The organism is Allorhizobium sp. nf9_anc (assembly GCF_056323085.1).
In genome coordinates, this window is the sequence record NZ_CM150481.1 from 1157603 (window position 1) to 1175793 (window position 18191).

11 protein-coding genes, 1 tRNA gene and 1 pseudogene are annotated in these 18191 nt (G+C 56.4%); 8 read left to right on the forward strand and 5 right to left on the reverse strand.

Annotated elements, in window-relative coordinates:
- The first annotated feature begins 177 nt into the window (after positions 1–177).
- The 3 genes from AC02Y0_RS05375 to AC02Y0_RS05385 all read left to right on the forward strand — a co-directional run bounded on the left by AC02Y0_RS05375 (position 178) and on the right by AC02Y0_RS05385 (position 5096).
- The gene (locus AC02Y0_RS05375) at positions 178–2130 is read left to right on the forward strand and encodes an acyltransferase family protein (protein ID WP_476382889.1); all 1953 of its coding nucleotides are present in this window, start codon (positions 178–180) and stop codon (positions 2128–2130) included.
- A gap of 401 nt (positions 2131–2531) precedes the next feature.
- Positions 2532–3619, forward strand: a protein-coding gene (locus AC02Y0_RS05380; protein ID WP_476382890.1) for an IS3 family transposase whose coding sequence is annotated in 2 segments (ribosomal slippage) — positions 2532–2793 and positions 2793–3619 — 1089 coding nt in all. Because the reading frame shifts where the segments join, the coding sequence is not laid out codon by codon here.
- A gap of 280 nt (positions 3620–3899) precedes the next feature.
- The gene (locus AC02Y0_RS05385) at positions 3900–5096 is read left to right on the forward strand and encodes a hypothetical protein (RefSeq protein ID WP_476382891.1); all 1197 of its coding nucleotides are present in this window, start codon (positions 3900–3902) and stop codon (positions 5094–5096) included.
- A 274-nt stretch (positions 5097–5370) separates the two neighbouring features.
- Here AC02Y0_RS05385 and AC02Y0_RS05390 read toward each other — a convergent pair whose 3' ends face one another.
- The 3 genes from AC02Y0_RS05390 to AC02Y0_RS05400 form a co-directional block, all read right to left on the reverse strand.
- Entirely contained in the window at positions 5371–6516 is a 1146-nt protein-coding gene (locus AC02Y0_RS05390; RefSeq protein ID WP_476382893.1) for a glycosyltransferase family 4 protein, read from the reverse strand.
- A 110-nt stretch (positions 6517–6626) separates the two neighbouring features.
- Positions 6627–7985: an O-antigen ligase family protein gene (locus AC02Y0_RS05395; protein ID WP_476382894.1), complete on the reverse strand. Its 1359-nt coding sequence runs from the start codon at positions 7983–7985 to the stop codon at positions 6627–6629.
- An 80-nt stretch (positions 7986–8065) separates the two neighbouring features.
- Positions 8066–8800, reverse strand: coding sequence for a glycosyltransferase family 25 protein (locus tag AC02Y0_RS05400; RefSeq protein WP_476382895.1), 735 nt, complete (start codon positions 8798–8800; stop codon positions 8066–8068).
- A gap of 997 nt (positions 8801–9797) precedes the next feature.
- Between AC02Y0_RS05400 and AC02Y0_RS05405 the strand changes: the two genes are divergently transcribed.
- From AC02Y0_RS05405 to AC02Y0_RS05420, 4 genes and pseudogenes are all read left to right on the forward strand, one after another.
- Entirely contained in the window at positions 9798–11051 is a 1254-nt protein-coding gene (locus AC02Y0_RS05405; protein WP_476382896.1) for a hypothetical protein, read from the forward strand.
- Positions 11052–11204: 153 nt separating this feature from the next.
- Complete coding sequence (locus AC02Y0_RS05410; protein ID WP_476382898.1) at positions 11205–12857, forward strand: sulfatase-like hydrolase/transferase; 1653 nt, start codon at positions 11205–11207, stop codon at positions 12855–12857.
- A gap of 109 nt (positions 12858–12966) precedes the next feature.
- Positions 12967–14043 carry a glycoside hydrolase family 5 protein gene (locus AC02Y0_RS05415; protein ID WP_476382899.1) on the forward strand — a complete coding sequence of 359 codons (1077 nt, stop codon included), beginning with the start codon at positions 12967–12969 and terminating at the stop codon, positions 14041–14043.
- 385 nt (positions 14044–14428) lie between these two features.
- Positions 14429–14680: pseudogene (locus AC02Y0_RS05420) on the forward strand (hypothetical protein); the annotation flags it as partial.
- A 1088-nt stretch (positions 14681–15768) separates the two neighbouring features.
- Here AC02Y0_RS05420 and AC02Y0_RS05425 read toward each other — a convergent pair.
- A tRNA-Ile gene (locus AC02Y0_RS05425) sits at positions 15769–15844 on the reverse strand.
- 192 nt (positions 15845–16036) lie between these two features.
- Here AC02Y0_RS05425 and AC02Y0_RS05430 point away from each other — a divergent pair.
- Positions 16037–16780 carry an SIMPL domain-containing protein gene (locus AC02Y0_RS05430; RefSeq protein ID WP_102022023.1) on the forward strand — a complete coding sequence of 248 codons (744 nt, stop codon included), beginning with the start codon at positions 16037–16039 and terminating at the stop codon, positions 16778–16780.
- A gap of 73 nt (positions 16781–16853) precedes the next feature.
- On the opposite strand, the gene AC02Y0_RS05435 is transcribed toward AC02Y0_RS05430, so the two are convergent.
- On the reverse strand, positions 16854–18110 hold the full coding sequence (locus AC02Y0_RS05435) for an AGE family epimerase/isomerase (RefSeq protein ID WP_476382900.1): 1257 nt from the start codon (positions 18108–18110) through the stop codon (positions 16854–16856).
- Positions 18111–18191 lie beyond the last annotated feature (81 nt).

Here is an 18191-nt window from a genome sequence, read left to right on the forward strand (position 1 = left end):
GACGGCTGGTTCAATCAAAAAACGGAGGAGTGCCTGAATTTATAGGTAAAAGGTTGCTTTTGCCCGCGTTGGTGCTGATAGGGTGACAGGTTTCGATGCGCTATTCGGCAGGTTCGTTTCAGATAGGTAGAACTGCTCGATCTAGCTAGGAAATTTGAGCTGTGATAGACGCAGCAGATGCAGAATCGAATTAGTCCGCGGTCCCAGTTTCGTCTGGATCATAGCACTGAGTTGCAGGGCGTGCGAGCAGTCGCTGTCTCCTCAGTCCTCCTGTATCACGTCAATCACTCAGCTCTTCCGGGTGGGTTCCTGGGCGTTGATGTATTTTTCGTTGTGTCTGGCTTCTTGATCGGCCGAAAGCTACTCGCAGAAATGGAGGAAACTGGCTCGATTAACGTTTTAGAGTTCGCTGTCGGAAGGGCTAAGCGACTTCTTCCGAATGCTATTCTTACTCTCTTCCTGACTGCGATTGCTAGCTTTATCTTCCTGCCGTCTTACCGTCTGCCCCAGATCGCCGCAGACATCTGGGCTGCAGTTTTGATTTACTCAAACTTCCACTTCGCTCAAAACGCAGTCGATTACCTTCGGATAGGGGAGCCGCCAAGTCCAGTACTACACTTCTGGTCGTTATCGATAGAAGAGCAGTTCTATCTGGGTTTGCCAGCGCTAATGTTCCTAGTTGCAGCATTCGGTCGTAAACATCGGATGGTGATCTCGCTGTATCTGATCGCCGCGCTCACCATACTCTCTTTTGTGCTGGGCCTAGTGGCGTTGCAGTCGTCACAGCCAGACGCATTTTTTCTTACCTATAATAGAATTTGGCAGCTCGCAGGTGGAATTTTAGCTGGTTGGCTTGCCGCAACATTCCAACATCGATTGTGTGAGACGTTTTCGCGAGCAGTCCTTTTTGTCTCTTTAGCCACGCTATTAGCTTGCTTCTTTTTCATAACGCATAAAGACAGTTATCCGGGCTATCTGGGGCTCGTCCCGACTGCCGCTACAGCTGCGTTTCTCGTCGTGTTGCGACCGGCAAAGGAGACTTTTGTCCATCGTGCTCTATCGTTAAGATTATGCCAATGGATAGGGGATCGCTCTTACAGCATATATCTTTGGCACTGGCCCTTCATCGCAATAGTCGCTGAACGGTCATCAAGTGACGCTAATGCAAAATGGCTCGCTGCTTCTATCTCTGTAGCCGTCGCTTCGATTGCCTACGCCTATGTCGAAGCACCCCTTCGCCGCCTCCGCTTGCAGCGCCCCTGGAGAGTTGTCCCTATGGTGGCGTGTGCTGTGGTCCCTGTGCTTGCAGCATCTCTTGTGTTGACGGATTTGCCGCAGCCAGCCGATGCCGCAGCTCGGGCAAAACGGATCAGCGCCGCTAGAAGCGACCTCGGCGGTGCTTATGGTAGCGGGTGTCACCGTGATTTCGTCGATATAGTCTCGGCTGGATGTGAGTTTGGCGACGTAGATAGCGAAAAGAGCATTATGCTCTTCGGTGATAGTCACGCTGCGCAATGGTTTAATCCGATCCACGACGCCGCGGTTGATATGGGCATAAAGTTCATCGCTCGGACTAAAACGTCATGTCCGTCACTGCCTGTTTCAATCTGGTACCCTCCCACCGCTTCGATCTATGAGGAATGTACTGTTTGGCGCACCAGTGTTATGGACGAAATCAAGATGAAACCACCGTCCGTCGTCGTACTTGCGAATTTCGCTGACTATAGAGGATGGATCGCTGAACAAGGAAAGCCACTTTCTGAGACCCGATCTGCTCAGGTGTGGCAGTCCGCTTTTGCGCAACTGATGGAAGAACTGCCCGACGAAACTGAAGTGTGGTTAATTCGAGATAATCCGAGGATGTTTAGCAACTTTCTTAATTGTCTAAGCTATTCAGATGACTGCAGCCGGCCTAGAAAGGAAGCACTAGTAGCCATGGTCGATGAGGCAGCGCTTGTTGGTGCCTCTGGACGAACCGTCAACGTTCTCGACTTCACCGATCAGTTCTGTAATGATATTTTTTGTCCGGCAGTAATTGCCGGGGAAATAGTTTACAGAGATTACCACCACATTACCGGGAGCTTTGCAAAACGGTTTGGAGAAGCCTTCGTGAAACGACTTTCCGAGTGACCCTCTTAACCTGGGGATCGCGATCAGGGGCCGGGGAACCCGATCATTCAAGCTCACGGTTCAACATAAGCCGACTACGCTCCCAATGCATTCCCAGCGGTCTAGAGTTTGGTCCCAGAGCAAAACCCCGGGAAATTCTAGCTCGCGCTGGCCCAAGAATATTGAGCACCTCAAAAAAGCACCGGAGCGAACTGAACGCTGGATAGAACTTGGAGGCAAGGTCATGTGCCTTATGGCAACCACGTTCGGCTAATCAGTCTTGGGTTGCGAGTGGCAACTACGAACAGCCTGCATTCACTCCTAAGCGCTTCAGCCGCGAAGCCGCTCGATGGGTAATCCTCCCCGGGAATAAGGGGCTTCAAAAGTAGAATTTTCTCGGCAAGATGCTCGAGGAGATTTTGATGAAGAAGAGCCGATTTACCGAAGCCCAGATCATGGCTGTTTTGCGCCAAGCCGAAGGCGGTGTCCCCGTCCCTGAGCTTTGCCGGGAGCACGGCATCAGCAGCGCCAGTTTCTACAAATGGCGAGCAAAATATGGGGGCATGGATGCCTCAATGATGAGCCAGATGAAGGCTCTTGAGGACGAGAACCGCCGATTGAAGCGGATGTATGCCGATTTGAGCATGCAGGCCGATCTGCTGAAGGAGGCTCTCGGAAAAAAATGAGGCGGCCATCTCAGCGCCGAGAGCTGGCCGAGAAAGCAGTGGCGCAACACGGTGTGAGCATCGCGCTGGCATGCAGAACATTTGGCGTCAGTGAGACCTGTTTTCGGTATAGCCCAAAGCGCAATGCCGATAACGATGAGATCGCCGATCTGCTGCTTGGGCTCGTGAAGATGAAGAAGACCTGGGGCTTCGGTCTATGCTTCCTGCATATGCGCAACGTCCAAGGCTATCGCTGGAACCACAAACGAGTCTACCGTATCTACCGGGAGCTTGAGCTGAACCTGAGGATCAAGCCTCGGCGGCGGCTGAAGCGCGAGAAGCCCGAGGAACTGGCGGTGCCCGATGCGCCGAACGTGGTCTGGTCGATGGACTTCATGGCGGATCGCCTGGCGGACGGTCGCCAGTTCAGGCTTCTGAACGTTTTGGACGACTTCAACCGAGAGGGACTGGGGATCGAGGTTGACTTCTCACTGCCTGCCGAACGGGTCGTGCGCAGCCTCAACCAGATCATCGAATGGCGGGGCAAGCCGCTGGCGATCAGGGTCGATAACGGCCCCGAATACGTCAGTTCGAAGCTGGTCGAGTGGGCAGAGAAGCAAGGGATCGCATTGAACTACATCCAGCCCGGCAAGCCTCAGCAGAACGCCTATGTCGAGCGCTACAACCGAACTGTTCGGCATGAATGGCTCGATCTGTATATTTTTGACAGCATAACGGAGGTGCAAGAGATCGCCACGGAATGGCTTTGGACATATAACCACGAACGGCCCAACATGGGCATTGGCGGCATCACACCCGCTCAGAAAATGAAAATGGCTGCGTGAATTCTACCGCTGAACCCCGTTAAAACGGGGAGGATTACCGATGCAGTTTTTCAGAATAGTGGTAGGAGGCTATTGGAGGTAACGGTCCGCTTCCTGGCGAGAACACCTGATGATGCCAAAGCACGATAAATTTTTTGGTTGCTCGAGGCAGGCTGCTTCTTATCCTGATGGAGCTGAATATCGCTCCTACCTTCATCGGAACAGAGGTTGGTACAGCCGAGATTGAGTGTGCGACTGGCTCCGTCGCCAGATATGATAATTTCTAACATGGATAAAGCTGGTGGCAATTTTTCGAGTAGGCGTAGCCATTTATCTGTCTGCAATGCTAGTTATTGCCACGAGGGTGAGCGTTAATGGTGACAACAGCTTCCTCTGGATCGCCCACTCGTGGCTGGTCATTGTTCTGGCTATTTCAGCGTACCAGCTATTAGCAACGGGAGAGGTCCTTCGAACGCTGCGTGACCCGGCTGCCTGGCTCATTTTGCTTTTCTTCGGCTATTTCATATTGATGGCGGCGACCTACCCAGACCCTGAGATAGCAAGGCAATACCTGAAGGATGCAGTCCGCAACTGCTTGGTTTCCTTTCTGTGCGGGTATCTGTTCGCGGTCGCCCCGCGAGCCAGCGCGGAGAAGGACTGGGCTATTCTCATTGGTATGGGCGCTTGCGTGATCGCCGTATTCTTTCTTGCTGCTCCGCAAATGAGAGGGGATATCTTTCTCGTTTTACAGCCTGGCTGGACGCCTCAATACCAATATTTCGGAGACCAACTTACGGTCGTCCTAATAGGCGGGGTAATGCTGTTATCGGCTCACTCTGGACCGTGGGCCAGCGGTGACTACCTCCCTTGGTCGATTGTGCCCTTCGTTTTTGTAGCGGGGTTCTTTGCCGCTCAATTGGTAGGGTCGAACAATGCAACAGTTCTCATGGGGATGCTCGCTGTTGCGCTCGGCGCAGCGACCGTCATGACCTACTGGCAAAAGGGTATGACAGCTGCCGCATGTCATTTTTTCTTGGCCGTGGGAATAGCCACAGCCATTTGGGTCGCTGTAATAGCCGCAATGCCCCCAATGAGAATTTTCAACTTTGGTGATGGCGAGTTCGCCGCGAAGGTTCCAGGATACGCCTCAATAGTATCCCGCGCTGATCTTAGTGGCGATAGTCTTGCTCAGTTCAAACTTGCCCCCCTGCTTGGGGACTTGGCGGCGGACAAGATAGTGGGAAACCCTGGTGGGTACCTCCACTCCATCCTTGCCGTCCAATCCCATTTAGGTCTGGTAGGCAGCGCTTTGCTGTTCTTGTTTTTAGCGGTCAAACTGCGATGTCTCTATTCTTCAGGGCCAGACATCAGGAAATGGATCACTCCTCCGATATTAACCGTCGCATTTTTGGCCACATTTTTCACTTGGCAACCGCTATGGTTTCTGATTGGCATGCTGATGCCCATCAGAAACCGTAAATCGAAAAAGAATCCATAAGGCACTACAGTAGGCGCTGCACCCATTAGCATTGAGACGCGGGTCTGAACTGCCGCCCATTTCGACCGGATAGCCGGCATAAATCTCGATGAGGAACTCGCGGCTAACGCTGTCCCATCTCCTGATGTCGGCGAGTAGACTTTGAAGTTCTTCGACGCCATTCTGGGTCAGACCCTTCGGGCCATCTTCACTCCATCACTTACGTAAACCAGTTCGCCTTCGGAGATGTTGACCTGAGCTGTGAACTTCCTCCAGAAATCGGGGATCAGAGCAATCAGAGCACTTGCATGATAGCCAGTGTCTCGCGGGCAACGGCATTCCATGTTCTCAGTTTCGGCCTCGCCTCGTTGATGCGCTTCCGAAGCTCATGCTGGAATTCGATATTGGTCTCTAGCTTCTCTATGATCTGCGCAAGACGAGATGCATCGTCAGGCTCAAAGCAAAGCGCCAGGTTCCCGCAGACCTCTTGTAACGCTTTCGCTGTTGAGCATATCACCGGAGTGCCGCACCAGAGGGCCTCGCCCGCCGGCAGGCCCCAGCCTTCCAGCTTGCTCGGCATCACCAGAGCGAGAGCACCCTTGTAGAGCTTTACAAGATCGGTCTGATTGGGATTGTCGATGAAGATCAGCTTGTCCTGAATGCCCCGAAAGACAGGCTTCGATGCATAGCGACGCAGGCGCTTTCTGTGCGAGCCGGCTATCACGAGCTGCGGTACGGGCTTGCCGTCAGCATGCATCTGCCTGAGGGCGTCCAGGACGACCTCGATGTTCTTGCGGCCCAGATTGAGGGCGACTGTAAGCAGGTATGGCTCCGATGGCACCGAAATTTCCGATTCTTCAGTGCCTTCAGGACAATGGTGGACGAGTTGCACCACATTGACCGGCCCGTGCGGTTCGGGAAGCATGCCATTTTCAACAAAGCTCCCAAGCTCTTTCGCGGTGAAGTTCGAATTCGTGAGAATTCGGTCAGCATTCTCGATCAGATACTGGTTGTCGGCAAGAAAGTTGCGGTCGAATTTGCGGAATCGCTTCGTCGCTCGGTCATGCAGGGGCATGAAATCGTGGAGCAAGGGCACGATGGCCGCCTTCGATCCTCTCTCATGGAGTACCCTCACCATGTCGACGATCAGTTTCGGCCGTGCTGCGGAGAAGAAGGTGCCGCTTTCGATTGTGACGGGCTTCAGATGTCTGGCGTGTTTTAGCCAGTTATCCCTGTTTTTCTTTGGCGTCGTTCGGTTCAAAAGCCGGAAGATTAGCGGCAGGATGGGGTTCTTGCCGAAATACGACCTGACCCATTTCTGGCCCACGTCCTTTGGCAGATCGAACTCCGCGCTCCCGTCCTCTCGCTTCTGCCAAGTGACTTCATAGAATTCCTGCATGCCAAAGGAAAAGACAACGAAGCGGATATCGTCGTTGAGCAACGCAGCTGCTCGGCCGATTTCGTGGACCGTGCGGGCGATCCCGTAGTACTGCGTGCGCTTTCCCGATGTCGAGAGCAGCGCCTCGGTGAGATCAAAATAGAGAGGTCCGCTCATGTGGACGCCTCATCCTGCATACTGTTTGACAGGGCATAGAGTACACCGCAGAGCAGGCAGAAATAGTGCGTGTAGAATTTCAGGTTCAGGAATGAATCGAACATCATCGCTATACCCCAGAAGAGCGATACTCCTATTGTCAGGAGTAGTCTGTCAGCAGTCGACAGACCCTTTGATACAAACCAAGGGATCGCAAGGAAGATCAGACCGAGTGTAAGCTGCAGCACTCCGCCGGTTACGAGCCAGGTGAGATACTGATTGTGATTGTGCTCGAAGCCATAGGTCGCGTGTATCAGCTTCTGTAGATAGAGGGAGCCATGACCGAAGACGGGGCTCTCCTTGATCGCCGCGATCGAAGTTTCCCACATGGCGAGCCGAAGTCCGATCGATTCATCCTTGGTGATTTCTGTCGGTTGGTTTGGCTTGGACGGCGTTGCTGCTGCTGACTCGGAGTTATCCGGAAGCTGCACCGCTTCTGGTGTCGGAGCCACCTGTCTTGGGGAGGTGGCTTCCTCATTAGCTGCGATGAGCTGCGAGGTCATCCTCCCCAGTGTCTCAACAGTCGAAGAGAAGCGGCTGGCTGGGCCGCAGTCCGTTGCTAGGCCGATTAGGACGGAAACCACCGCCCCGGCGATTGCCGCTGTGGCCAGATGAAAGAAGCGTGGTGTGCTCTCCCTCAAGGAAGGCAGGAGGCTCAGGAGCATAAGTACGCCAAAAATGCCAACCTGCGCCACGGCCACGCCGCGGGAGCCTGTATAGGTCGTGGAGACGATGATACTGAGTGCGAGCAGGCCGACCCGAAGCCAGCGCTCGCGATTGCCAAGCTTTTCCCACCCGACCAGACAGATAAACGTCAGTGTCGAGAACAGGAGAGCAGGTATGAAAGGCCAGGGCGCCAGTCCTCTTACACGACAGGCGTCCCTGATACCGGCAAACATCATATAGGACAAAACGGCGAAGCAGGCGACGAGCAGCCAAGGCATCAGTCTGCGAAACTTTAAGGCCAGGTCTTTGATCTGCAGGCTCCGCACCAAGCCGACGGCCAGCATGGCGATCGCGATGGAATAGGATTCAAGGCTGGGATTGACTGGGCGGGGATCCGAAGCCTCGAGCCCTGTGAAGAAGAAGAGTGCGATAAGACTGTAGGCGAAGTAGACGCCGAACGAGGCCAGCAGCGTCCAGATCGATACGTGATAGTACCTGTTCTTGAGCGCGTGCAACAAGAAAGGGATGGGTAAGACGCCGGCGACGACGAGAAGAGGCGTCACCTTGCTGCCGAGAAACAATGCGACGGCAAGCCCAGTGAGAAACAGGAAGTCTGAGGCTTGCCACAAGCGGTCGATATGGGTCTTCATGTTTCCGTTCCAGGTTTCTAAAGGCTCTAGGACGAGAAGATCAGCTGTTGTGCCGGCTCGAAACGTCCTGTCACGCTTGCTCAAGCGCGAAGTGCATAGGCCAGTCTTACAAAATCATCCCGTAGCCTGCGGACATAGGTCCCGAGTCGTTTCCACTTCGGGAATTTGACGGAGCGGTAGATGTCGCGTGTAGCAATCGTTGTGCCTCCACGCGCTATGTTCGCCACGTTCTTTCGCGTCGTGTAAACATTGCCACCATGGTCCCAGCCCCGTTCGAGGGCCGCATCCCAAGGGTAGCGCATGACCGTCAGGTGTTCGATCAAGAGCGCTGCGCCCCGCCGAGAAACGGCATAACAGGCCGATGAACCGAGGGGGCCGTGAATGGCGCGACCGATCTCGTCACCTCGGCTTGATGTGTTGGTCTTTCGGAAGCCGACGACACGGTGATTGAAGAACTTGATCACGTCGGCGTCCGGAACCGCTTCGAACGCGGCTTGTACGTGATCCTTGAGGTCGGCACTCAGTTCGACGTCGTCTTCGATGATAAGGGCGATATCGTTGGTCGTTGTGAGGAATGCGTTGAGCGCCTTGATATGGCTCCTATAGCAGCCATACTCGCCGGCGAGCATCAGGCGACCCGTGTTGCGGCGGAATGCGGCATCGTCCACTGCCTCTCGCTTTGCTTCGGGCGTCAACTTGCCGTCGACTGCCGAAACACGGGTGAGGGACAAGCCTAGTGCGCTGGCGCGATCTGCCAGGATTTCCCAGCGGTCGGTTGATCGATCCAGATTGATCGCAAAGATTTCGAGCTTCATCCGATTTCGTTCCGCTGGCGGTTAACCCGCTCACTTAAGGGTGCAGGTTTGTCGCTCGGTAGCATCTGAGCGCCGATGCAGCAACAGGCTGCGTTGACCAAGATCGGGCCTCATTTGATCAACGAGTCGGCGAACGGAAAATACGTCAAATCCAGGCGAGTGCCGCCAGTGTTTCGCCGGCCGCTATCGAGGCAGAGGCTGCGTTTGCTCGACCCCCAATTTGCGCATTTCCACCTGGCGGAGAGTGGGTCGGTATCGCGCGCGGTACACCTTCGTGTACACCTCGGTGTAGCGCTACTCTCCCTTTTGATATAAGAACTTAGCCAAGCGCCTGAAAACGCTGGTAGCGCTTGGTCACCTGGCGGAGAGTCCCACCCTCATTTCAATCGCGATGCTTCGTCGCGAAGCGCTACGAGTGCGGCACCAAGATAAGATGTCAATGGTTGGGACTCCTTATTTCTCAGCAAATGGATGTGTTCGATTCCAATGTATTGCCACGTGGCCTTGCTCAGTGGGCGCTGATAGGCGCAGTGCAGATAACTCTTCAAGCTCTCCAGGCAGGAGTTTGGCGTGAGACATCTCAAGTCCAGCCGCTGATGCAATCATTGGATCTGGTCTAGTGTAATCGCACTGCTTGTTATGCGAGCGGTTTGCTGCAGAGGTGTTAGAACGATGTGGTATGCAGGCGGTCTTAATCGCGACGGGCAGGCCGAATGGGTCGGCAGCCATGGCTGATTTGGCGGGACGCCCAACTGATTTTTGAGTGTTATGCCCACATGGGGGTTCGAAGGCACAGTTTCGCTTGCACCCTTGATAGCGCGCGCTAGTGAGACTGGCCCCAGTCTTCAGTGCTCTCTTTGCCAGCTCCTTGGGGCCATCTTCAGATCCCGCCAGTTCAGCCGCCTTCGTGATCCTTTCAGCTTTACCCATTCATCGCTTGCTGCTTTATGGACAGGGGCATGGAACTGTTATGCTCGGGACATAGCGAATCATCAGCATGGGTGCCGTGGCGGACAGATCGAACTTCGAAACGCTCAACCTCTATGTCATCGCGGTCGCCGTTGCGTCCGTGCTCTACAACAGCGTGCTCGCGATCATCAACGCGCATGTGGTACCCCTGGGCTTCTCGCATGTTGTGGTTGCAGAAATCCTGATCCTACTTTTCGCCTTGGTCTTCATCCTGCGCAAAGGGCTCGGTGAAAACGACCTTGGAGCGCTTTTCTTGCTGGTCTTCACGCTTGCGATGGCGGTCTATATGTCCGCGATCAACCGGATGGTCTTTGTCGACTATCTCAGGAACATCCTGATCATCTTCTGCTTCGCGACATTGGGCAGTTGGGCCGATCGCAAGACGGTTGAAGCCGCTTTCATGGTGTCGCTGGCAGTGGTGATGCTGGTGCTATTCTGCGAGATATTTGCGCTCAAACTTTATGCCGACATTTTCGAGCCAGGCTATTACTTTCTTACCACACGTGGGCTGCAGCCGCCGGAATGGGATACCACCGGCCTGTTCGGAAATGCGCTGGGTTTCGAAGGGCGCCTCAGCTTCGGGTTGATTGACCACCGCGCGTCCTCGCTTTTTCTGGAGCAGGTCTCCCTGTCGAACTTTGCCGGCGTGATGATGATGTACGCGCTTTACTTCTGGGATGAGATGAAGCGGGGGAGGCGGGTGCTACTCGTTGCCTGCATCGCCTTGATTCTACTGACGACAGCGTCCCGTACGATGTTGACGTTTTCCACGATCTGTTTTGTGGGCTATTTTGTCTTTCCACTTCTGCCAAAACTCGTCAGTCTGATGACGATGCCGCTGATCCTGTTTGCCGGGACAATGATGTATGTGTTGAACCCGGATGCGCGAGGGGATAATCTCAGCGGACGCATCGTGCTCACTATGCGACACATCTCGGACATGGATATTTATGGATTTCTCGGCTTCTACGCCGATGCAGCGGCATCTTTTGCCGATAGTGGTTATGTCTATATCGTCTATGCCGGGACAGTCTTCGGAATGCTGGCCTTCTGGTTGTTCGTGTCGCTCTATCCGGCAGGGAAGACGCCAGCGCAGCGGCGATTGGCGCAGGCGCTACCAATCTTCATGTTCTTCAATCTGATGATCGGTGCAACGCCCGTCTTCACTGCTAAGATCGCCGGCTTATTGTGGTTGCTACTCGGACATGCACGTCACGAGATTTCCCCAAGATTACCGGCGGAGCGGCTTCCGGTTCCGTCCGCTGTGTCACCGCAGGCCTGACGAGTCGGCTACTTGATCTGTGCCTCGTGATCTTTTCGTTGCGAAATCCGCGCGCGCCGAGGTTAACCCTTCTTTCATAATTCCCTGCAAACGGCTCGACGCTTCAATAGTCTGCTTTCGATGACGATTATCAACTGAAAGCAGATCCTGGATATGTTTTGTTTCTTCACACGGGGCTCCGTGGTTTTGGCGCTGTCCGCCCTTGGGGTTAGCCTGTTAGTCGTGCTGGAGCGTGACTATGCGAGTGTCCCGTTTGCTCTAGCTGTCGTGGCCGCACTGACCGTTCTGCTATTCAGTTTCACCCGTCGTGTTCATGCGTCTCTACTGATGTCTTGGGGCATTGTCTTCCTCGTGGCTGGCATCTCGCTGACAAAGCAGCGGTTGATGGGGTTCAATGCGCATGTTTTCGATCTGCTGACATTCGCGGCTGACAGAGAAAGCCTGCTTTTCGTATTGTCGAATTATTGGAAAACGCTTCTCCCGCTGCCCATCGTGCTCCTGGTGGTCGCGTGGTTGGTTCGTGGCCTCTTCAGCGCTGAAAGACCCCAGCTAATTTCCCCCCGTTGGCGCTTCGCCGCGTTCGTCCCTGCTTTAGCCCTGCTTCTGGCTACATACCCCAGGGACCCCGGTGACCACGGCTATTACATGGGTGGACATTTCGCCTCCGCGTTCTTTGTGTCTCTTGCAGATGCTTCGTTTCTCTTCGAGGGTATCGACCTAGCGGGGGAGGTTGCGGCCCGTGAGATGCCTTCCCATTTCGACGATGTCCAGACCTGCGGGGACATGTCATCGGCCCCTGATGTCTATGTCGTCCATATGGAATCGATGTTTCCCCCATCGCTCTATACCGACTGGAAATATGGAGGATCTGATGGCTATCTGGCGCACGAAACGGCGGATTGGAAGCCTTTGCGAGTGGAGACTTTTGCCGGTGCCTCGTGGACAACGACGTTTGCACTGATGACGGGACTGCCCGCGATCGATTTTGGCTGGATGCGGCCCTATCTTCCCATCTTCATGGCGGGGAAGGTGAAGAATTCACTGCCATTGATTATGACGGCATGCGGCTACCGGACCCTGGCTGTCATGCCCACACGCTATGAAATGGTCAATGAAGGGCCATTTCTCAAATCCATCGGCTTCCAAGAGGTGTATGACCGCGACGATGTCGGGGCAAATTCATCGCATGCGCGCGACAAGATTTTTTACGACTTCACAACGAAGCTTATCTCCGAGCATCGCGCGGCCAACGACCCTCGTCCCCTTTTCGTTTTCCTGCAAACCATGACCACCCACGGCCCCTACGATGAAACGCTCGAGCCTGGCGAAGAGGTCGCGGGCATGCCATTCGGAAACGCCCCCGATGTTGACGAGTTTCTGAGGCGGATGACACTTGCACGGCAGGACTATGCACCCTTTCTGGCATCCGTGGATGAAAACAAGGGGAAGGGCGGCGCAGTGGTTCTCGAGTATGGAGATCACCAGCCGAGCGTTTCGCAAGCTTCAGCAGACCTCGCAACTGACAGCCCTGCCGCGGCTGACTGGAACTCCGTTTTGTATGAGACGTATTACGACGTTCACACGTTCGGCAGGAAAATCAAAACCCTACCAAGCATGACGATGGATATCGGGTTTCTGGGGGCTACGCTGGCGGAGGCTGCCGGATTGCCGAATAATGACGCTCAGCGTGCTCTTTTGATGCTGCGGGACCAGTGTACCGGATCTTACCATTCCTGTCCCTACAAGAAGCTGGTCTGGAATCACCTAAGCAGGCTTGTGGCGTCCGACCTATTGACACTCCCTTGACCTTGGTTCTCGCCCGCTGGTGTCAGATGGCTCTCGTGCCGGTCTTTCCGCGCCGGCGACATCACCACAGTCGCCCAAACTAGGTTCATTCTGTGAGGACAAACAAACCATGAATGCCAAACCCCAGGTTCTCAGCTGCAAACGGGCGGTACTCTTGGGGCTTGCGTTGTCCCTAGCGGTCAACTCTGCCGATGCAGGCCCCGCTGATCTCTGTTTTCGCGGGCTGAACATTTCCGGTGCCGAGTATGGTGAGGCTGATGGTGTTGAAGGTGTGGATTACACCTACCCTTCTACTGCAACCGTCTCCTATTTCTCTGCAAAGGGGTTCGATACCGTGCGTCTGCCGTTCCGATGGGAGCGGCTCCAGCCAATACTCGGGGAGCGGTTGGAGCCGAACGAACTGGAGCGGCTGAAGGTGAGCGTTGCTGGCTTGCGAGCCAAGGGGCTTATGGTCATTCTTGACCCGCACAATTATGGCTATCATTCCGGCCTCCAGATTGGATCTTCTGAAGTTTCCTCGCGACAGTTCGCGCAGTTCTGGATCCGGCTCGCTGCCGAATTCGCAAATCAAGATGGCATCGCCTTTGGCCTGATGAATGAACCCCACGATATCGCTCCCTCAGTCTGGCTTGATGCTGCCAATCAGTCGATTGCTGGAATTCGGGCTGTCGGCGCCCGCAATCTTATACTTGTGCCAGGCACTCATTGGACAGGCGTCGTGAGTTGGCCCGAAGATTTCGGCCAAGGTTCCAATGCCGATGTGATGATCAACGTCGTCGATCCCGTCGACAATTTCGCCTTCGAAGTACATCAGTACATGGACGAGGATTTCTCTGGCACAAACGAGGCTTGCGTCAAGGCGGATGTGGCCGTGGACGGTTTGCGCAAGCTCTCGGAATGGCTGCGGACACACGGCAAGCGCGCCTTTCTCGGCGAGTTCGGTGGATCGAAGGAGCCGGAATGCCTGGCCGGGCTGACGCGCATGTTGGATCAGATGGCGAAAGAGCCCGATGTCTGGCTCGGCTGGACCTATTGGGCCGGTGGGGACTGGTGGTCGCCTGAAGAGGGCAACAACATCCAGCCGGATGCTCAAGGGGACCGCGCCCAGCTCTCCGTCCTTCTTCCGGCGCTCAAGCCTGCTGCCGCAGATCCGGGTTCCTGCGTGCGTATTCCGCCCGCGGGATAAGACTTAATTAACCGTAAATACTCATAGTTCGGCAAGAATCGGGCGTCTCGCAGACGCCTGCTGGACCTCTACATGCATGGGCAAGCCAATCGTGAAAGATCTAACCCGAGGGATGGGCGAATTTCATTCTCGCGGCCGTGACGCTGACGCTCAATCGACGTCGCCGGCGGGTGGTGCGAATGTCAGCTTGCGCCGCTATCTCGGCGCGTCGGTCGACGAACGCGACGTCCAGAAGCCGCGGTCCGGTCGGCCGCTGACGATGGATGACATCGAGCAGCGGGCCCGGGAGCGATTCGGCTGGGATCTTTCCGGTGGTAATGACGCGTCCGAGGAAGGGCAGGGTGGTGCAGTGCACGAGCCCATGCCGGAGGAGCGCTCGGCCCCAATGCAGCCAGCCCCCGCGGTCGCTGCACCATCGGTCATCGACCTGAAGTTTGTCGCACTTGCTGCCTGGCGGTATCGGACGGCAGTGCTGGCCGGTGCCATCGTCTGCGCGCTCGTGGGTGGTGCCATGACCACGCTGCTTGCGAAGAAGTACAGCGCCACCGCGACGCTCTATTTCGATCCGCAGAAGCTCGCGGTGGAACTCGTTGAAAACGACCGGGCGACGTCGCCGGAAGTGTTGAACGCAACCATCGACAGTCAGACGCAGATCATCACATCCCGCACCGTGCTCGAGACCGTCGCCAGCAATCTGAAGCTGACGACGGATCCCGAATTTCTGGGTCGCCCCTCGGACAATGCGGCGTCTGACTTGAACCGCGTAATCTCCGCCTTGCAGAAGCAGATCCTGGTGTCGCGCCAGGAAGGCACGTTCATCTTCCAGGTGAAGGTGACGACCGGAGAGGCCGAAAAGTCGGCCGCGATCGCCAATTCTCTGGTCGCAGCCTATCTCAAGGACAGCCGCGTCAATGCCGAAGACAGTTTTGGCAGCGTCAATACGAGCCTGGTCAACCAGTTGACGGCACTCAGCAAGGCGGTGATTGCGGCGGAAGCCGAGGTGCGCGCGTTTACCGCGCAGAATGATCTTTTCGCCGTGGGCGGTGACCAGATTGCCGACAAGCGGCTGCAGTCTCTCGACGACCTGCTGGTTGCCGCACAGCAGAAGATCATCGAGGCCAAGGCGCAGCTCGATACCGTGTCGAGGCTCGACATCAACGACGTTCTCGTCGGCGATGCGGCGGCCTCGCGGACGCTCGGTGATCTCCGCAACCAGTATGCAAGCCTTTCGGCCAATGTGAGCAGCCTGACCGAGCGTCTTGGCCCGCGCCACCCGCAATTGCAGTCGGCCAAAGCGTCGCTCGGCGACATCGAACGGCAGATCCGTCTCGAACTCGAACGCATGGTGGTTGCGGCCCGCAGCGCCTACGAATCGGCGCAGAAGGAAGAAGCTGACCTGCTCAAGGAACTGAACGTTCAAAAGGCATCCCAGACCACCAATTCGACGGCGCTGATCGAACTCAGCGAGCTGGAGCGTAAGGCAAAGGCTGCACGCGACGTTTACGAGGCGGTACTCAAGCGCAGCGAAGAAACGGCAGCCGAGATGAGCCTCTATTCGAGCAATGTCCGCGTTGTCGCCGAAGCCTTCCCGGCCCACGCACCCGATGGTCCGGGCCGCAAGGTGCTGCTGATCGCCGGCATCTTCGGCGGCGGCCTTTTCGGCCTCGGTTTGGGAATCGTTCTTGCTGCCGGCTTTGCCCTGTATCGGCAGATGACAAGATCAAATGGTAGGCCCGGAGGGACTCGAACCCCCAACCAAGCGGTTATGAGCCGCCGGCTCTAACCATTGAGCTACGGGCCCAGCCCGGCGGATCGCCGACGGGCGGGTTATGGTCACCCCGCACCGTGCAGCGGCTCTAACGCAATTTCAGGTATGCGACAAGTCTCTGCCGCAATGGCTTCACAATCACGCGTCATCACAGATGCCGGAAGGGCATGGTGCCGGGTGAGACGAAGAGGTCCGCCGGCACTGCGGGACACAAGGAAAGATTTCATGCTGAAAATCACACGGGCTCTCGTCATGGCGACGGCACTCTCCGGTTCGGTTCTCTCGGTCGGATTTGTCGCGCCGGTGTTTGCTGCCGAGACGGAGCGTCGCGAGGCGACGATCATGGTGTCGGGCGAGGGGGAGGCTGCGATCGCGCCTGACATGGCGGTCATTTCGCTGGCGGTCATGCGCGATGCAGAGACGGCAGGCGAGGCGCTTTCGGCCAATAGTGCCGCCATGGCCGAGGTGCTGGCCGACCTCAAGGCTCAGGGTATTGCGGACAAGGACCTTCAGACCACGGATTTTTCGATCCAGCCAAAATACAAGCAGGAAACCCGCACTGACGGCACCTATGAGGCGCCTGTAATCGTCGGTTATACGGTCAGCAACGGCTTGACCGTTCGGGTGCGTGACCTTGCCAAGCTTGGAGAGATCATCGATCGGTCGGTGAAACTGGGCGTCAACCAAGGTGGCGGTATCTCGTTCACCAATGACGATCCGGAAGCAGCTGTCGAAGCGGCCCGCAAGCAGGCGGTCGAAAAGGCTGCCGCCAAGGCGAAGACGCTGACGGAAGCCGCAGGCGTCAAGCTCGGCCGCGTCGTCGAGATTTCCGAGAATTTCGCCCGGCCGATGCCGCAGGTCTATGCGGCAGCACCCATGGCGAAGATGGCGGATGAATCCGTGCCGATCGCGTCCGGTGAGAACCTCTATACGGTGACCGTCAACATCACCTATGCGATCGAGCAGTAAGCTTCGAATGGAGTGCTAGAATGAAGAAAGGGCCGGTTTTCCGGCCCTTTTGCATGTCTAGCTTGTGCTTACATCAAACATCGAGCGGATGCTCTGCTATCATGCTGGTCAGGCTTCCCTCTGCGGGGAAGAGCGGAATGAGGCAGGCCTGGAGGGCGTGGTAGATATCGCCCTTGCCGGGGAAAAGGCCGTTTGAAGGCTTGCCGTCCTCGGTCAGTTCCTCGTGCCAGCCGCCGTGCTCCCGGTCGAGATTGTTGGCCGCGATGTAGTTCCAGATCTTTCGGTAGCTCTCCTCGTGGAAGTCGCTTTCCTGGTGCTGATTGAGGAAGTGCGCTGCGGCCGCGCCTTCGCAGAGCGGCCACCAGAGTTTGGCGCGCTTGTCGGGGGCGTTTTCCCAGTCGAGCGTGTAGAAGAAGCCGCCTTTGTCCTTGTCCCAGCCGAGCGCCATGGACTGGAAGAAGAGGCCGCGGGCGGCTTCCGGCATCCAGTCGTGGCTCTTGCCGCCGAGAACCCAGAGCTGGAGGATCAGGCGGGCCCATTCGAGCCAATGGCCGGGCGTGGTGCCGGCCGGGCGGAACATCTCGTTCGAATGGTAGTAGTTGCGGTCGACCACCCAGTTTTCATCGAAATGCTCGGCGACGCGGAAGGCTTCCTCGCGGGCGCGGCGGTTGATGATGAGGTCGGCGATCTTCTCCGCCTTGGTGAGGTAGTGCCGCTCGCCGGTGGCCTCAAAGGCGGCCATCAGGCTTTCGGTCAGATGCATATTGGAGTTCTGGCCGCGATAGCCGGGCACCGGCTGCCAGTCGTCAGAGAATTCCTCCGCGATCGCGCCGTGGCTCTCTTCCCAGAATTTCTCGTCGATCACTTCAGTAATGTCGGCGAGCATGGCGTCCGCAAGCGGATGGCCGATGCATTTGGCTGAGGAGGCTGCCAGCAGGACGAAGGCGTGGCCGTAGCCCTGTTTGCTGTCGTCGGCGGCACCGGTGTCGTTTGCCTGCCAGAAGTATCCGCCGTTCTTCTGGTCACGGTGGCGGTCCCAGAGGTAACGCATGCCGTGGTCGACGATGTCGGCCGAGCCCGGGCGGCCAAGCAGGTGGCCGATCGCAAAGCAATGGACCATGCGGGCGCTGGCATGAATGCCGCGGGCGGGATTGTCGGTCGCTAGCGGCTTGCCATCGCGCGCCAGGTCGTAGAAGCCGCCCTTCGGGTTGATGGCCGAACTTGAGAAGAAATCGAAGAGGTCGTCGGCGCGGTTCAGCAGCCATTTGCGGTGGTAGGGCCGGGCGCTCCAGGGGGTGGATGGCGATGGCTGCGACTGATTTTCCGACATTTCTTCCTCCCGGGCTACATCGTTGCAGGTTCTATAGCCGATCACCGGTGCGCCTGCCACCGGTTGACCAAGGTCACGCAC

Bases quoted from the DNA above. Each gene is read 5' to 3' on its own strand.
- AC02Y0_RS05410 (WP_476382898.1), top strand. From the start codon at position 11,205: ATGTTTTGTTTCTTCACACGGGGCTCCGTGGTTTTGGCGCTGTCCGCC.
- AC02Y0_RS05395 (WP_476382894.1), bottom strand. From the start codon at position 7,985: ATGAAGACCCATATCGACCGCTTGTGGCAAGCCTCAGACTTCCTGTTT.
- AC02Y0_RS05435 (WP_476382900.1), bottom strand. From the start codon at position 18,110: ATGTCGGAAAATCAGTCGCAGCCATCGCCATCCACCCCCTGGAGCGCC.
- AC02Y0_RS05375 (WP_476382889.1), top strand. From the start codon at position 178: ATGCAGAATCGAATTAGTCCGCGGTCCCAGTTTCGTCTGGATCATAGC.
- AC02Y0_RS05415 (WP_476382899.1), top strand. From the start codon at position 12,967: ATGAATGCCAAACCCCAGGTTCTCAGCTGCAAACGGGCGGTACTCTTG.
- AC02Y0_RS05400 (WP_476382895.1), bottom strand. From the start codon at position 8,800: ATGAAGCTCGAAATCTTTGCGATCAATCTGGATCGATCAACCGACCGC.
- AC02Y0_RS05405 (WP_476382896.1), top strand. From the start codon at position 9,798: ATGGGTGCCGTGGCGGACAGATCGAACTTCGAAACGCTCAACCTCTAT.
- AC02Y0_RS05430 (WP_102022023.1), top strand. From the start codon at position 16,037: ATGCTGAAAATCACACGGGCTCTCGTCATGGCGACGGCACTCTCCGGT.